This window comes from Rathayibacter sp. AY1G1 (assembly GCF_002932095.1).
Lineage (GTDB): Bacteria > Actinomycetota > Actinomycetes > Actinomycetales > Microbacteriaceae > Rathayibacter.
Map to the genome: position 1 here is coordinate 42,443 of NZ_PSUZ01000006.1, position 15,001 is coordinate 57,443.

Sequence of the window (15,001 nt, forward strand, 5' to 3'; positions counted from 1 at the left end):
CGCCCGCTCAGCGGACGAGCGGCACCCGCACCTCGACCCGGGCGCCGCCCAGCGCCGAGTCGCCGACGACGACCCGTCCGCCGTGGGCCCGCGCGATCCCGGCGACGATCGCCAGGCCGAGGCCCGACCCTCCGGCGTCGCGCGCCCGGCCCTCGTCGAGGCGGACGAAGCGCTCGAGCACCCGCTCGCGCTCCGCCGCCGGGATCCCCGGCCCGTCGTCGTCCACCGCGAGCACCGCCTCCGCTCCGTCGACCCGTGTCGAGAGCGCCAGCTGCGAGGAGCGGTGCCGCACCGCGTTGTCGACCAGGTTCCGCAGCGCCCGCGAGAGCAGGGCCTCGTCGGCCACCGCCTGCACGGGCGAGATCCCGCTCGCGTCGACCCGGGCTCCGGAGTCGCGCAGGCGCCGCACCTCGCCGAGGGCAAGGTCGTCGAGGTCCACCGGGGCCGCCGCCAGGGCCAGGCGCGCCTCGTCCGACCGGGCGAGCAGCAGCAGGCCCTCGATCAGCCCGCCGAGCCGCACCGACTCCTCCGCGACCGTCCTCGCCAGCCGGGCGGAGTCGAGCCGGTCCGGGTGCGCGAGCGCCACCTCCGCGGTCTGGCGCAGCGCCGCGACGGGGGAGCGCAGCTCGTGCGAGGCGTCCGAGACGAAGCGCCGCTGCCGCTCCTGCCCGCTCTGCAGCCGATCGAGCATCCGGTTGAGGGTGTGCGCCAGCCGGTCGACCTCGTCGCCGGAGCCGGGAGCGGCGATCCGGCGGTCCAGGGCGGAGGAGGTGACCGCCTCGGCCTCCGCGCGCATCCGCTCCACGGGGCGCAGCGCCCGGCCGACGACGACGGCGCACACCACCGCCACCAGCGCGATCAGCAGCGGGACGGCGACCGCGAGCAGCCCGATCGTCGTGGACACCGCCTCCTCGCGGCCCTCGTCGGGCACGCCGACCACGACGAGGGAGTCGTCGTCGAGCTCTCGGGCGGCGACCACCACCGCCCCCTCGTCGTCCATGTCGACCGTGACCGGGTCGTCGCTCTCGGCCAGCGCGAGCGGAGGGAGGTCCTCCGCGTCCTCGCCCGCGGCGGTCACCCGCCCGTCGACCACGAGCTGGACCAGTCCCTCCGAGCCGCGGACGGCCTCCGGGCCGCCCTGCTCGACCAGCGCCGCGACCCGCTCCGCCTCGGCGTCGGCGGCGGAGGCGGCGCTCGAGGCGAGCACGGAGGAGAGGACCAGGACGAAGAGCACGCTCCCGAGGAGCGCGGCGGCGGCCACCACGGCGGTCGCGGCCGCGGTGATGCGGGTCCGCAGGCTCCGGCGGCTCACCCGGCCACCAGCGTGTAGCCCGCCCCGCGCCGGGTGCGGAGTGTGTCGCGGCCGAAGGGCCGGTCGATCTTGTTGCGCAGGGTGCGGACGTAGACCTCGACGATGTTCGGGTCGCCGTCGTAGTCGAAGTCCCAGACGGCTCCGAGGACGTCGCGTTTGGAGACGACCTCGCCCGCCCGCGAGACGAAGTACTCGAGGACGCTGAACTCGCGCGCGGTCAGCGGCACGGCGACTCCGCCCCGCTCGACGCTCCGGGACGCCGGATCCAGCACGAGATCGCCGACGACTCGCACCGTGGGCCGCTCGGCGGCTCCGCGGCGGATGAGGGCACGCAGCCGCGCGACGAGCACCGGGAACGAGAACGGCTTGGTGAGGTAGTCGTCGGCGCCGGTGTCGAGGGCCTCGACCTGGTCGAGGTCGCCGTCCTTCGCGGTGAGCATCAGGATCGGGGTCCAGTCCTCGGCGGCGCGCAGCCGCTCGCAGACGCGGAAGCCACTGACGTCCGGGAGCATCAGGTCGAGGACGATGGCAGCGTAGTCGGCCTCCTGCGCGTACCAGAGGGCGTCGGTGCCGGTGGTCGCGGTGTCCACGGCGAAGCCCTCGGCCTCCAGGCCCGTCTCGAGGGCGCGGAGCAGGTTGATCTCGTCGTCGACGACCAGGATGCGGATGGCGGCCTCCCCGGGCTCGGCGCGCGGGGCCCCGCGCGAGCCCAGGCTAGCCGCGGCCCCGCTGAAGCCCGCCTGAAGGGCCGGCGGACCACCTCCCCGCCGAGGCGCCGGCTCCCCGCCGGGACACCGGCCGGAGCGCGGTGTCCCGGCGGGACGCGCGGCGCCCGGGCGCGGGTCACTCGTCGCGGTCGGTGTACTCGCCCTCGCCCTCGGCGGAGGTGCCCGCGGCGCTGGTGTCGACGTAGCTGCCCTTGTCGGCGGTGCTCTGCTCGTTGACCGAGGTGTCGACGTAGCTGCCCTCGGCCTCGCCGGCGGTGTGCGAGACGCCCTCCGTCGAGGTGTACTCGCCGCCCTCGGTGTCCTCGGTGCTCGTGCCCTCGGCGACGTGACGGCCGTGGCCGGCGGTGTGCTCGTCGTGACCCTCGTGGTGGTCGTGGTGCTCGTGACCCTCGTGGTGCTCGTTGTCGTGGTCGTGGTGGGCCATGGCGGCCTCCTCGCTTCGTCGCGTCGGTGCGCGGTCGGATCCGCCGCGCTCGCTCCGAGACTTCTGCATCGGGGGCGGGGGTGCAAGACGTGGCGGCTGCACATCCGTGCCGCGCAACTCCTACCGGCGCCGGATCCGTCCGCCTAGCCTCCGAGGATGAGCAGACCCCTTCGCACCCGCTGGAGCGTCATCGGCCAGCTCGGCCCTGCCTTCGACGACGGCGGTCCGATGCTGCTGGTCGAGGCCCGATCGGCGTTCGGGCGCCGCCCGATGCACCGCGCCAAGGCGCAGCTGCTGCTGTCGGCGCTCCGCCACCGCGCCCGCGAGCTCGGGGACCGCGCCGAGTACGTCCGCTCCGAGACCTTCGGCGAGGCCCTCGCCGGGCGCGACGACCTCGAGGTGATCGACCCGCCGACCCGCGGCGGCCGCCGCCTCGCCCGCAGGCTCGGCATGAGCGTCCTGCCCAGCCGCGGCTTCATCACGGCCGAGGAGGACTTCCGCGAGTGGGCGCTCTCCCGCTCGGGCAAGCGCCTGCTGCTGGAGGACTTCTACCGGTGGAGCCGCGAGCGCACCGGCGTGCTGATGCGCGGCGACCAGCCCGAGGGCGGCCGCTGGAACTACGACCACGACAACCGCCAGCCTCCGCCCAAGGGCGCCTCCCGGCTCGGCCTGCCGGACCCGTGGTGGCCGGAGGAGGACGACATCGACGAGGAGGTGCGCGCCGACCTCGCGCGCTGGGAGGCCGAGGGGGCGGTCCGCCTGGTCGGCGCCGACGGTCCGCGCCGATTCGCCGCGACGCCCGCCGAGGCCGAGGCGGCGCTCGCCGACTTCGTGTCGTCGCGCCTGGGCGACTTCGGGACCTACGAGGACGCGATGCTCTCGGGCGACTGGACGATGGCCCACTCGCTGCTCAGCGCCCCGATGAACCTCGGCGTGCTCGATCCGCGGACGGTCGTCGAGGCGGCCGAGGCGGAGTACGCCGCCGGGGGCGCGCCGATCGCGGCGACGGAGGGGTTCATCCGCCAGATCCTCGGCTGGCGCGACTACGTCTGGAACCTGTTCTGGCACCTCGGACCGGAGTATCGGAACCGCAGCCGCGCGCTCGGCGCCTCCACGCCGCTGCCCGCCGAGCTGCTCGCTCTCGACCCGAGCGGCATCGAGGCGAACTGCCTGCACGAGACGCTCGACGACGTGCACCGGCACGGCTGGGCGCACCACATCCAGCGCCTGATGGTGCTCGGCAACTGGGGACTGCAGCGGGGGTGGGATCCGGCGGAGCTCAACGACTGGTTCGTGGACGTCTTCGTCGACGGCACGGAGTGGGTGATGCCGGCGAACGTGATCGGGATGTCCCAGCACGCCGACGGCGGCGTCGTCGCGACGAAGCCGTACGCCTCGGGCGGCGCCTACATCAACCGGATGTCCGACTACTGCGGCGGCTGCCGCTTCGACCCGAAGGTGCGCCTGGGCGAGAACGCCTGCCCGGTGACCGCCGGGTACTGGGCCTTCCTCGACCGGGCCGAGCCGGTCCTCCGCGGCAACCACCGGATGGCCCAGCCCCTCGCGGGCCTGCGCCGCCTCGCGGACCGCGAAGCGGTGGTCGACCAGGAGCGCCTGCGCGAGACGTACTGACGCGGGGCCGGCGGCACGCCCGCCGCTACTCCGCGCGCACGAAGCGCGACACGGTGACCGCGACCGTCACCGCGGTCGTCCCCTCCACCGCCGCGAGCCGCGCGTCCAGCGCCTCGGGATCCACGTGGTGGGCACTCGGCCCCATCAGCACCTCGGCGCGCAGCTCGTCGACGCTCATCAGCACCGTCGTGTCCAGCTCGGTGCGCTCCTCGAGCGCGAACCCCGCCAGCTGCTCGTCGAGCCGCTCCGCCTTGCCGGCGTCGATGCCGAGCATCCCGAACCGCTCGCGGATCTCGTGCAGGTGCCTCTCGCGCGGAGTGACGACGACGGCGACGCCGCCCGGACGGAGCACCCGCCGCATCTCCGGGGCGTTCCGCGGCGCGAAGACGGTGAGCAGAGCGTCGGCGGAGGCGTCGGCCAGCGGGAGGGGCTGCCAGAGGTCGGCGGTCGCGATCGCCGCCCGGGGGTGCGCGCGGGCGGCGCGGCGGGCGGCCGGGGCCGAGAGGTCCAGGCCCAGCCCGTCCGCCGCCGGATGCGCCTCGAGCACGGCCGCGAGGTACGCCCCGGTGCCGCAGCCGAGGTCGACCACGAGCCGCGCGCCGGCGGGGACGGCCGCGGCGACCGCGTCCTGGATCACCCGGTAGTGGCCGGAGCCGAGCAGGTCGGCGCGGGCCTGCACCATCGCCGCGGTGTCGCCCGAGGTCGCGTGCCTCCCGCGCAGCAGCGAGGCGTAGCCCTGACGCGCGAGGTCGGCGCTGTGCCCGAGGGGGCAGCGGAGCGAGGAGGGGCGGGGGAGCGCGTCGGGGGCGAGCGCGCCGCCGCAGACCGGGCAGGCGAGGGCGGGCAGCACCGTCGATCCGGGTCGGGCGGCCGGATCGAACGCGCTCACTCCGCGCCGGGCGCGCGCGCCCGCATGGCGGTGACCGCCGCGTTCAGCGTCGCGATGGTCGGCACCGCGAACAGCGCTCCGGCGAGCCCGGCCACCTCGAGCCCGGTCGCGACTCCGAGCACCACGGCGAGCGGATGCACCTTCACGGCGGTCCCGAGGATGAGCGGCTGCAGCACGTGCCCCTCGAGCAGGTGCACCAGGATCACGACGCCGACCATCACCAGCGCGGCGACGGGCCCGCTGAACAGCAGCGCGACCAGCGCGGCGAGCGCACCGGTCACGATCGCGCCGAGGATCGGGACGAACGAGCCGAGGAACACCACGATCGCGATCGGCACGACGAGCGGCAGCTGCAGCGCGAGCGCGCCGATGCCGATGCCGACGGCGTTGATCCCGGCGACGCCGAGCTGCGCGATCACGAACTGGCTGAGGGTCCGCCAGCCGGCGGCGCCGCCGCGCTCCATCGCGGGGCGCGCGCGGCGGGGGAGGAGGCGGAGGAACCAGTGCCAGATCCGGCGGCCGTCGAGGAGCAGGAAGATCAGCGAGAACAGGGTGAGGAGGGTTCCGGCGAAGACCTCGGCCAGCTGGGAGCCGACGGCGAGGGCCCCGGACGCGATCGTCGACGCCTGCGCGTCGGCCCAGTCGACCGCGCGCTGCGCCCAGTCCGAGAGCTGGACGTCCGAGAACGACAGCGGCGGGCTCCGCAGCCACGCCTCGACGCCGTCGACCGCGTCGAGAGCGCGCTGCCCCACTCCGCTGAAGCCGGAGCGCGACTGCACGATCACCAGCCCGACGAGGCCGGTCAGCAGGAGGAGCATCAGGACGATCGAGACCAGGACCGCGAGCGGGCGGGGGAGCCGCAGGCGCTCGAGCCGGTTCCGCAGCGGGGTGAGGAGCGCGGTGAGCAGCAGCGCGATCAGCACCGGCACGACGATCACGGGCAGCAGCGAGACGAGGCGCACGAGGAGGTAGAGGAGCCCGGCGACGGCGAGGAAGCGCCACGACCAGGCGGCGGCGATCCGCATCCCGGTCGAGACGTCGCCCGAGGCGTCGTCCGGCGAGTCCGAGGGGGCCGGAGCCGTGACCGCAGCCGGGGGAGCGGCGGCCGCAGGCGGACTCGCCGCCGTGCCGTGCCGCTCGTCGCGCGCTCGCCGTCCCCGCATGACCCCTCCGATCCTCTCGCAGTGTACGGCGGAGCGGCCGTCCGGGACCGGGAGGGAGCCCGGGGGCGCCCCGCCTGGAGGGATCCGGGCGCCGGATGCGCCGGCAGCGGCTCGTCCGGAGGGCGGAACGCGCCGGATCGCGCCGTCTCCGCCCCGTTCCCCGCCTCGGCCGCGGGAGGCCGGTCCGTGCCGGTAGCGTCGTGCGGGTCGATGCCGAGCGAGGAGGGCGACGGATGCTGGAGGCGGTTCTCGCGATCGCCGCGTGGTGCGCGGGCGCGGTGCTCGTCGTCAGCGGCGCCCTGAAGCTCGGCCGCACGGAGCGGTTCCGGGCGAGCCTCGAGGCGCTCGGGGTCCCCCTCCTCCTCCGGCGCCGCGGCTGGTTCGCGGCCGCCTTCCCCGTCGTCGAGATCGCGCTGGGCGCCGCGGTGGTGCTGGCGCCCGCTCCGGCGCACCGTGCCGCCCTCGTGCCGGTGGCGCTCCTCGACGCCGTGTTCCTCGTCGTCGCCGTCCGCGCGGTCCGCGCGACGGAGGACGTCGACTGCGAGTGCTTCGGCGGGCTGGGCTCGGCACGGATGACCGGACGCACCGTCGCGAGGAACGCGGTGCTGCTCGCGCTCGCGGTCGCCGGGGCCCTCGGCGGGCTCGCTCCGGCCGCGCTGCTCGGCGGCGGCGGTGCCTCGGCGGCGGCGTCCGGGCTCGCCGCCGCTCTCGCCGCGGTCTCGCTCGTGCTGGTGCGCGACCGCCGTGCGGCGTCGACGGCCGCTCGCGTCCGGGCGGCCGCCCGCCTGTCCGCAGCCGACAGGGAGTCCGCGCCGGGGCGCGCGCCCGAGGGCGACCTCTCGGCCGCCGACCTCGCGTTCGTCACAGTGGCCGGCGAGCTCCTGACGCTCGAGGAGCTGTCCCGCCCGGCGACGCACCTCGTCTTCTTCTCGCCCTCGTGCGCCGCCTGCCACGCGCTCGTCGAGCGCTTCCGCTGGTGGCCCCACGGCCTGCGCCCGGGCGAGGAGCTGCTGCCCGTCCTCCTCGGCAGCCGCGAGGACTTCGCGGTGCACGCCGTCTACGGGCCGCTCGTCGACCACGCCCTCTACGATCCGGAGGGCCGCGTCGCCGCCGCCCTCGGCCGAGCGGGGACGCCGGGCCACGTGCTGCTCACGCCCGAGCGTCCGCTCGGCGACGGCTGGACCTCGGGAGCCGCGTCGATCGAGGCACGCGTGCTCCGGCCCGGATTCCTCGCCGAGCTGCAGGCGGCCGGCCCGGACCCGGCTCCGGCGGCCGGCGGCGCGGTACCGGCGGGGTGACGACGGCCGGCGGGCGGAGCGGTGCCGCCGGGCTGTCGACGACCGACCGACGGCGGCCGGGCTCAGCGGCGCTCGAACTCGCCGGACATCGAGCCGTGCACGGGGTGGGCGGGATCGTCACCCACGGCGCGGGCGGGATCGTCGATCTCCACGGCGCGGGACGGGGGCTCCTCGTCGCTCGCGTCGAGGCCGAAGCCGTCCTCGAGCAGCTCCTGGGCGATGCGGCTCGACAGGCCGCTCCTCTCGCCCGGTCCGGGGTCGCTCTCCGGGTCGACGGGGGCGGCGAACGCCTGCTCGAGTCCGGACGCCGGCATCCCGGCGTCGTCGATCGAGTCGGCTCGCCCGTCGAAGGGTCCTCGTGCAGGTCTCGGCATGCGCCCGAGCGTAGAGGACGGGCCCCCGGAGGTCGACGCTCCGTCGCGCACTGCCGGGCCGCCCGCGCGCCGGGTCAGTCGTGCAGCGACCAGGAGTGGGGAGCGACCTGGACGCCGCCGACGGTCGCCGTCTCGTCGCCGATGTTCAGCGCGAGCCGCGCGGTGCGTCCCTCCGGGCCCTCCGCCACGAGCATCACGGCGGTGTTGGAGAGGTCGACCGTGCGGGTGCTCGCGCCGACCAGCCACGGGTTCCGTCGGCGGAACGCGACGACCTCCTGGTGGGCCCGGTAGGCCTCCCCGCCCGGCCACTCGGCGGGCTCGGCCGGGAACTCCGGGCGGATCGCGTCGTCGCCGCCGATCCGCTCCTCCTTGACGCCGCGCAGGCCCCGCTCGTCGCCGGAGTAGATGCTCGGCACGCCGGCGACGAAGCCGAGGATCGCCGTGGCGTGGCCGTGGTGGCGCTCGTCGCTGACGGCGCTGGCGATCCGGGTCACGTCGTGGTTGCCGACGAAGGTCAGGGGCAGGAACTCGCGGACGAAGTCGTCGTGGCGCTTCAGGGACCAGGCCAGCTCGAAGAGGTTCGCCTCCTCGAGGGAGTTGCGGACGGCCTTCCAGAGCTCGTACTGCGTGACCGAGTCGAGCCCCGACTCCCGCACGTAGCCGGTGTAGTCGCCGTGGATGACCTCGCCGACGAACCACGCGTCGGGGAAGCGCTGCCGCACCGGGTCGATCGCCGCGCGCCAGGCCGCCGGCGCGACCGCGTACGCCGCGTCGAGCCGCCAGCCGTCGATGCCCCGCTCGAGCCAGTGCGCGAGCACGGAGGACACGTGCTCCGCGACCTCGGGGTTCCCGTTGTCGAGCTCGACCAGAGCGTCGTGCCCCTCGAACACGTCGACGCGGAGGCCGTCGACCTCCTGCGACCGCTCGCTGCGGGAGAAGCGCGCCGCCTCGGGGGAGCCCTCGCCGGCTGCGACCGCGGCACGCCACCAGGGGTGCTCCCGTCCCACGTGGTTGAAGACCCCGTCGAGCAGCACCCGGATCCCGCGCTCGCGGCACGCGGCGATCAGCGCGTCGAGGTCGGCCTCGTCGCCGAGGCGGTGATCGACCCGGAAGTGGTCGACCGTGTCGTAGCCGTGGGTGGAGGAGGCGAAGACCGGCCCGAGCAGCAGCCCGTTGCAGCCCAGCGCCAGCAGGTCGTCGAGCCAGGGGAGCAGGGCGCGGAGGCGGTGCTGCGGCTCGTCGTCCGGACCCGGACCCTCCGAGGCGCTCGCCTCGGCGCCCGTGAAGCCGAGCGGGTAGACGTGCCACCAGATCGCCGTCGAGATCCAACCGTCCGTCTGAGCCATCGTGGCCGTCCTCCCGGCCCGCTCGGGCGCGGACCGCCGTCACTGTAGCGAGGCGGGCTGGACCGGAGCCGCGCCCGCTCACGGGCCGGGCCGCAGGGCGGTGATCCAGGCCAGCACGGCCAGGCCCGCCCGCACGGAGGCGGGTGCCGTGACGGAGCAGACGAGCAGTGCGAGAGCCGCGCAGGCGAGCCCGGCCACCGCGCTCCTCCGCTCGCCCGCCCACCGCAGCGCCCGCACGGACGCGATCACCGCGGCGACCGCCACGGCGACGGCGGGGAGGGCCCAGAGCGGATGCACGGAGGACGCGAGCGCGAGCAGGCCCAGCGCGAGCGCGGCGAGGCCGGGCTCGTACGGCCGGCGAGCGGGAGGGTGCCGCCGGGGCGGCCGGGGGAGGGCCGCGTCGGCCGGAGCGGATGGAGGGAGGAGTGCCGTCGTCGTCATGAGCCGATCCTCGTCAGGCGGCGGACTCTGCGGAGAGGCGATCGGCGGATCGGTGGACGAGAGGCGCCGAGCGCCTCCTGTGGAGGGACCGACCGGCGCGATCGGCGTCGTTCCGGGCGTCTCGGGGCCGGAATCGCCGGAGATCCGGGGCGGGGCTGGTAGGTTACCGACGGTCCGACCGGTTGAGGACGTCCGTCCCCGGCCGAGGACGATCCATCGAAACCAGCTGTTCCGACAGCGAGAACGTCCTGGGAGGACACTCCATGGCTGACAAGTCGCTCAACCGCACCGAGCTCGTCGCGAAGATCGCCGCCGACTCCGGCCAGAGCCAGGCCGCCGTCAACGGCGTCCTCGACTCGCTCTTCACCACCCTCGCCGACTCCGTGTCGAACGACGTGAAGGTCACCATCCCCGGCTGGATCGCCGTCGAGCGCACCTCCCGCGCCGCGCGCACCGGCCGCAACCCGCAGACCGGCGAGACCATCCAGATCGCCGCCGGCCACTCGGTCAAGGTCTCCGCGGGCACCAAGCTCAAGGCCGCCGCGAAGTAGTCGCGCCCTCCGACACGGCCCCGGCACTGCGCCGGGGCCGTCGTCGTCCGCGGACGCGGCTGCCGATCGTCCGCGGACGCGGCTGCCGATCAGGCGCGGAACGTAGGCTGGACCGGTGAATCGAACCGTCCGGATCGTCGGCCCTGCGCTCGTGCTCGTCGCCGCAGCGCTCGTCGCCCTCCTCGCGGCCCTGGCCTTCGGCGGGGGAGCCGCGGCTCCGCTGCTGAACGATCCCGGCCCCGTGGTCCGCTACGGCCTCCCGATCGCCAAGCTGGCCGTCAATCTCGGCGCCGCGGGCATGATCGGCTCGCTCGTGCTGACGCTGTTCGCGCTGAGCCCCCGCGCCGCCGCCGCCCGCGACGCTCGATCCTCGTCCCGATCTTCGACCGCTCACGCCTCCGCGCGGGGCGGCCAGTCCTCGCGCGGCGGCCAGTCCTCCTCCCGCGCCGGATCGACGCGCACCGCGGTCGCGCCCGCGCGCCCCGCGCCCGCCGAGGCCGCGCCCGAGCCGCGCACCGAGTTCTCGATCGCCCTCGACGTCGCCGCCGCCAGCGCCGCGTTCTTCGCGGCGGCCAGCGCGGTGACCGGGTTCCTCACCTTCCTCAACGTCACGCAGACGCCTCTGAGCCTCGACCGCGACTTCGGCACCAAGCTCAGCTACTTCATCGGCAGCATCGAGGTCGGCCAGGCCTGGCTCATCACGACGCTGCTCGCGGCCGTCGTCACCGTCCTCTGCTTCGCCGTCCGCAACCAGACCGCGCTCGTCTTCGTCACGGGCCTGGCCCTGCTCACGCTGCTGCCGATGGCGCAGCAGGGGCACGCGGCGGGAGCGAGCGGGCACGACGCCGCCGTCACGGCGCTGGGCCTGCACCTCGTCTTCGCGGCGATCTGGCTGGGCGGCCTCATCACCGTCATCGCCCTGCGGCCCCTGCTCGGCGGCTCCCGCCTGCTGCCCGTGATCGAGCGCTACTCCAGCCTCGCGCTCGTGAGCTTCGTCGTGGTCGCGGCGTCCGGCTACGTCAGCGCCGAGCTCCGGCTCGCCACCCTCGACAACCTGCTGACCGGCTACGGGATCCTCGTGCTGGTCAAGGTCGCGGCGCTGGTCGCGCTGGGCCTGTTCGGCGTGCTGCAGCGCCGCTACCTCATCGAGCGGATGCGGAAGGCCGGCGGTGTCGGCGGCCGCAGCTTCTGGTGGCTCGTCGGCGCCGAGATCGCCTTCATGGGGATCGCGTCCGGAGTCGCCGCGGCTCTCGCGCGCACCGCGACCCCGGTCGACCAGATCGCCGCCAGCCAGCTCACGGATCCGACCCCGGCCCAGCTGCTGACGGGCGAGCCCCTGCCGCCGCCCGCGAGCGCGATGAACTTCCTCACGCTCTGGAACATCGACCTGGTCTGGCTCCTGGTCTGCTCCTTCGCCATCGCGTTCTACGTCGCCGGAGTGGTGCGCCTGCACCGCCGCGGCGACCGCTGGCCCCTGCACCGCACGATCCTCTGGATCGCGGGCATGCTCCTCCTGGCCTACATCACGAACGGCGGGGTGAACGCGTACGAGAAGTACCTGTTCAGCGCCCACATGCTCTCGCACATGGTCCTCACCATGGCGGTGCCGCTGCTGCTCGTCCCGGCGGCACCGGTCACGCTCATCGCCCGCGCCGCCGCCCGCCGCTCCGACGGCTCCCGCGGCGCCCGCGAGTGGGTGCTGGTCGCCGTGCACTCGCGCTTCGCCACCGCGATCTCGCACCCGATCGTCGCCGCGCTGCTGTTCGTCGGGTCGCTCTGGGGCTTCTACTACTCCCCGCTGTTCCGCTGGGCCACCACGGACCACATCGGCCACGAGTGGATGATCGTCCACTTCCTGATCACCGGCTACCTCTTCGTCAGCGTCCTGATCGGAGTGGACCCGAGCGTGCACCGCGTGCCCTACGCGATGCGCCTCCTGCTGCTGCTGGGCACCATGGCGTTCCACGCCTTCTTCGGCCTCGCACTGATGACGGGGGAGGGGCTGCTCCTGGCCGACTGGTACGGAGCGATGGGCTGGGGCACCTCCGCGCTCGCCGATCAGCAGGCGGCCGGCGGCATCGCGTGGAGCATCGGCGAGATCCCCACCCTCGCGCTCGCGATCGTCGTCGCGATGATGTGGAGCCGCTCCGACGCCCGCGAGACCAAGCGCCGCGACCGCCAGGCCGACCGCACCGGAGAGGCCGAGCTCACGGCCTACAACGACCGCCTGGCCGCCCTCCAGAAGCGCGGCTGATCCGCGCCCGGGCCCCGCCCGGCGGCCCGCGGGTACAGTGGAGCGGTGACTCAGCCGACCCTCTCCGACGAGCAGCAGCGGGTCTTCGACCTCATCGAGAACACGCGCGAGCACCTGTTCGTCACGGGTCGCGCGGGCACGGGCAAGTCCACCCTGCTCAACCACCTGAGCTGGAACACCGACAAGCAGATCGTCATCTGCGCCCCCACCGGCGTCGCGGCGCTGAACGTCGGCGGCCAGACCATCCACTCGCTCTTCCGACTGCCGATCGGCGTCATCGCCGACTCCGACCTCGACCAGCCGCCCGAGCTGCGCAAGCTCCTCAACACCATCGACACGCTCGTCATCGACGAGATCTCCATGGTCAACGCCGACCTGCTCGACGGGATCGACCGCAGCCTCCGGCAGGCGCGGCAGCGGCGCTCCGAGCCGTTCGGGGGCGTGCAGGTCGTCCTCTTCGGCGACCCGTTCCAGCTCGCACCCGTTCCCGGCGATCCGGAGGAGCGCGCCTACTTCGCCGACCGCTACCGCTCGCTGTGGTTCTTCGACGCCCTCGTCTGGCAGGAGGCGCCGCTGCGGATCGTCGAGCTCGGCCGGATCCACCGGCAGAGCGACGAGCGCTTCAAGTGGATGCTCAACGCGGTCCGCTTCGGCATGGTGACGAAGGAGATCGCCGACGTGCTGAACGCGGCGGGCGCGCGGACGCCTCCGGCCGACGACGCGATCACGCTCGCGACCCGCAACGACACGGTCAACCGCATCAACCAGGCGGCGCTCGCGCGGCTGAAGGGCCCGCTGAAGACCGCGTCGGCCGAGATCAGCGGCGACTTCGGAGGGCGTGCCTATCCAGCGGACCAGAACCTCGAGCTCAAGATCGGCGCGCACGTGATGTTCCTGCGCAACGACTCCGAGCAGCGCTGGGTGAACGGCACGATCGGCCGTGTGACGAAGGTCGCGGGGACGGTGTGGGTCGAGGTGGACGGCGAGGTCCACGAGGTCGAGCCCGCGACCTGGGAGCGCTACCGCTACTCCTACTCCGCCGCGACGAAGAAGCTCACCCGCGAGATCGTCGCCGAGTTCGCGCAGTTCCCGCTCCGCCTGGCGTGGGCGGTCACGATCCACAAGTCGCAGGGCAAGACCTACGACTCCGCCGTGGTCGACCTCGGGCAGCGCGCCTTCGCCCCCGGGCAGACCTACGTGGCGCTCAGCCGCATCACGAGCCTCGAGGGGCTCTACCTGACGCGGCCGCTCCGGCCGAGCGACATCATCGTCGACAAGGACGTGCTGCGCTTCATGTCCGAACGGCGAGCCGAGCCGGCCGCCGTCGCGGAGGCGTCCGCGGACTGACGCCCCGCGGAGGACGTGGGAGCAGGGGCCTCAGGCCGCCGCGCAGGTCCGGGCGAGATCGCGGAACAGCTCCGTCGTCAGCCGGTACGCCTCCGCGACCTCCGCGATGACCCGCTCGCGCTCCTCCTCGTCCCAGCCCGCGGCGTCGAGCTGCTCGCGATAGGTGGCGCGGAAGGCCGACGGTGCGGCGATCTCGCCGAAGAGGAAGAAGCCGACGCCGTTGGTCTCGAAGCCGAACCGCCGCTGCAGCAGCCCGCGGACGATCGCGCAGCCGGAGAGGTCACCGAGGTAGCGCGTGTAGTGGTGGGCGACGAAGCCGCCGCTCCAGCCCGAGGCCACGGTGCGGATCCGGTCGACGTAGGCGCTGGTCGAGGGCAGCGGGCGGATGCGCTCGCGCCAGTCCTCGCCGACGAGGAAGCGCAGGTCCTCCGCGATCGCGGGGAGCCGGGTGAGCTTGGCCGAGAGGAAGGGCTCCGCGACCGGATCGCCGGCCATGTCCTCCGCCACGGCCTCGAGGGCCTCGTAGACGAAGTAGTGCTGCGAGATGAGCGCGATGTAGTCGTCGCGGCTGCCGGAGCCGGTCATCAGCGAGGTCATGAAGGCGGCGCCCTCGTCGTCCGCGCCGGACTGCCCGATGCGCAGGCGTAGGGCCTCGGAGAACGGGATGACGTTCGACACGGTGGCCTCCCTCGGCGACTGAGGACTGCCTTACCTTAGCCGAGCGGAGCCGCTGGGACCAGAGGGCGTCAGTGCCCGTGTCCGCGGTCGACGACGGAGTGCATCATCCCGCCCATGTCGCCCGAGCCGCCCGAGGAGGCGGCCATGGCGGGGGTGGCGAGGGCGGAGACGGTGAGCGCGCCGGCCAGGAGTCCGACGAGAGCTCGCGACGGCGAGACGGCCTTCTCCTCGACGCGCGGAGAGCGGAGCGAGACGGCCACCACGGCGACCGCGATCAGCTGGAGGACCGCGGCGGCCAGCGCGGGGAGGGGCTCGGCGAGTGCGCCGAGGGCCAGAGCGAGGGCGAACGCCGCCAGGGAGGCGACCGCGACGACCAGCGCGGAGCGCGGCACGACGATCCGGCCGCGTGCCAGGACGAGGACCGCCCAGAGGATTTCGACAGCACCGAGCGCTCCGATCACCGGAGCCTGCACGCCCTCGCCGCCGGCGGCGAGCGAGAGGTGGACGAGCCCGGCGCCGAGTCCGGCGAAAGCGGCGTTGCAGCGGGCCACGGTGGTCATAGCG

15 protein-coding genes are annotated in these 15,001 nt (G+C 74.5%); 5 read left to right on the plus strand and 10 right to left on the minus strand.

Features of this window, described 5'->3' with window-relative positions:
- Positions 1 to 7 precede the first annotated feature (7 nt).
- The 3 genes from C5C36_RS04720 to C5C36_RS17505 all read right to left on the minus strand — a co-directional run bounded on the left by C5C36_RS04720 (position 8) and on the right by C5C36_RS17505 (position 2,464).
- On the minus strand, positions 8 to 1,312 hold the full coding sequence (locus C5C36_RS04720; RefSeq protein ID WP_104246941.1) for a cell wall metabolism sensor histidine kinase WalK: 1,305 nt from the start codon (positions 1,310 to 1,312) through the stop codon (positions 8 to 10).
- Positions 1,309 to 1,980 carry a response regulator transcription factor gene (locus C5C36_RS04725; RefSeq protein ID WP_104222956.1) on the minus strand — a complete coding sequence of 224 codons (672 nt, stop codon included), beginning with the start codon at positions 1,978 to 1,980 and terminating at the stop codon, positions 1,309 to 1,311. Before C5C36_RS04725 ends, C5C36_RS04720 begins: the two co-directional genes overlap by 4 nt.
- Positions 1,981 to 2,155: 175 nt before the next feature.
- Positions 2,156 to 2,464: a hypothetical protein gene (locus C5C36_RS17505; RefSeq protein ID WP_181027115.1), complete on the minus strand. Its 309-nt coding sequence runs from the start codon at positions 2,462 to 2,464 to the stop codon at positions 2,156 to 2,158.
- 156 nt (positions 2,465 to 2,620) lie between these two features.
- Between C5C36_RS17505 and C5C36_RS04735 the strand changes: the two genes are divergently transcribed.
- On the plus strand, positions 2,621 to 4,096 hold the full coding sequence (locus tag C5C36_RS04735; RefSeq protein WP_104261530.1) for a cryptochrome/photolyase family protein: 1,476 nt from the start codon (positions 2,621 to 2,623) through the stop codon (positions 4,094 to 4,096).
- Positions 4,097 to 4,121: 25 nt separating this feature from the next.
- Here the strand turns inward: C5C36_RS04735 and C5C36_RS04740 are convergent, their stop codons facing one another.
- Together C5C36_RS04740 and C5C36_RS04745 are read right to left on the minus strand one after the other, a co-directional pair.
- Positions 4,122 to 4,985 (minus strand): methyltransferase domain-containing protein, encoded by an 864-nt coding sequence (locus C5C36_RS04740; protein ID WP_104269453.1) that lies wholly within the window; start codon positions 4,983 to 4,985, stop codon positions 4,122 to 4,124.
- Entirely contained in the window at positions 4,982 to 6,148 is a 1,167-nt protein-coding gene (locus C5C36_RS04745; RefSeq protein ID WP_104226121.1) for an AI-2E family transporter, read from the minus strand. Before C5C36_RS04745 ends, C5C36_RS04740 begins: the two co-directional genes overlap by 4 nt.
- Before the next feature lie 233 nt (positions 6,149 to 6,381).
- Between C5C36_RS04745 and C5C36_RS17980 the strand changes: the two genes are divergently transcribed.
- Positions 6,382 to 7,446, plus strand: a complete 1,065-nt coding sequence (locus tag C5C36_RS17980; protein WP_104226122.1) for a MauE/DoxX family redox-associated membrane protein — start codon at positions 6,382 to 6,384, stop codon at positions 7,444 to 7,446.
- A gap of 62 nt (positions 7,447 to 7,508) precedes the next feature.
- Here the strand turns inward: C5C36_RS17980 and C5C36_RS17985 are convergent, their stop codons facing one another.
- The 3 genes from C5C36_RS17985 to C5C36_RS04765 all read right to left on the minus strand — a co-directional run bounded on the left by C5C36_RS17985 (position 7,509) and on the right by C5C36_RS04765 (position 9,607).
- A complete protein-coding gene (locus C5C36_RS17985; protein WP_146076888.1) occupies positions 7,509 to 7,820 on the minus strand; it encodes a hypothetical protein in 312 nt (103 codons plus the stop codon).
- A gap of 74 nt (positions 7,821 to 7,894) precedes the next feature.
- Entirely contained in the window at positions 7,895 to 9,166 is a 1,272-nt protein-coding gene (locus C5C36_RS04760; protein WP_104309350.1) for an alpha-amylase family glycosyl hydrolase, read from the minus strand.
- Positions 9,167 to 9,244: 78 nt separating this feature from the next.
- Positions 9,245 to 9,607 (minus strand): hypothetical protein, encoded by a 363-nt coding sequence (locus tag C5C36_RS04765; protein WP_104262765.1) that lies wholly within the window; start codon positions 9,605 to 9,607, stop codon positions 9,245 to 9,247.
- A gap of 263 nt (positions 9,608 to 9,870) precedes the next feature.
- Here C5C36_RS04765 and C5C36_RS04770 point away from each other — a divergent pair, with 263 nt between their 5' ends.
- The 3 genes from C5C36_RS04770 (at position 9,871) to C5C36_RS04780 (ending at position 13,759) form a co-directional block, all read left to right on the plus strand.
- Positions 9,871 to 10,158, plus strand: a complete 288-nt coding sequence (locus C5C36_RS04770; protein WP_056037903.1) for an HU family DNA-binding protein — start codon at positions 9,871 to 9,873, stop codon at positions 10,156 to 10,158.
- A gap of 115 nt (positions 10,159 to 10,273) precedes the next feature.
- Positions 10,274 to 12,412 carry a bifunctional copper resistance protein CopD/cytochrome c oxidase assembly protein gene (locus tag C5C36_RS04775; RefSeq protein ID WP_258072194.1) on the plus strand — a complete coding sequence of 713 codons (2,139 nt, stop codon included), beginning with the start codon at positions 10,274 to 10,276 and terminating at the stop codon, positions 12,410 to 12,412.
- A gap of 45 nt (positions 12,413 to 12,457) precedes the next feature.
- Positions 12,458 to 13,759 carry an ATP-dependent RecD-like DNA helicase gene (locus C5C36_RS04780; RefSeq protein WP_104222908.1) on the plus strand — a complete coding sequence of 434 codons (1,302 nt, stop codon included), beginning with the start codon at positions 12,458 to 12,460 and terminating at the stop codon, positions 13,757 to 13,759.
- A 30-nt stretch (positions 13,760 to 13,789) separates the two neighbouring features.
- Here C5C36_RS04780 and C5C36_RS04785 read toward each other — a convergent pair whose 3' ends face one another.
- Positions 13,790 to 14,437: a heme oxygenase (biliverdin-producing) gene (locus C5C36_RS04785; RefSeq protein WP_104226125.1), complete on the minus strand. Its 648-nt coding sequence runs from the start codon at positions 14,435 to 14,437 to the stop codon at positions 13,790 to 13,792.
- A 68-nt stretch (positions 14,438 to 14,505) separates the two neighbouring features.
- The gene (locus C5C36_RS04790) at positions 14,506 to 14,997 is read right to left on the minus strand and encodes a hypothetical protein (protein ID WP_104309351.1); all 492 of its coding nucleotides are present in this window, start codon (positions 14,995 to 14,997) and stop codon (positions 14,506 to 14,508) included.
- Positions 14,998 to 15,001 lie beyond the last annotated feature (4 nt).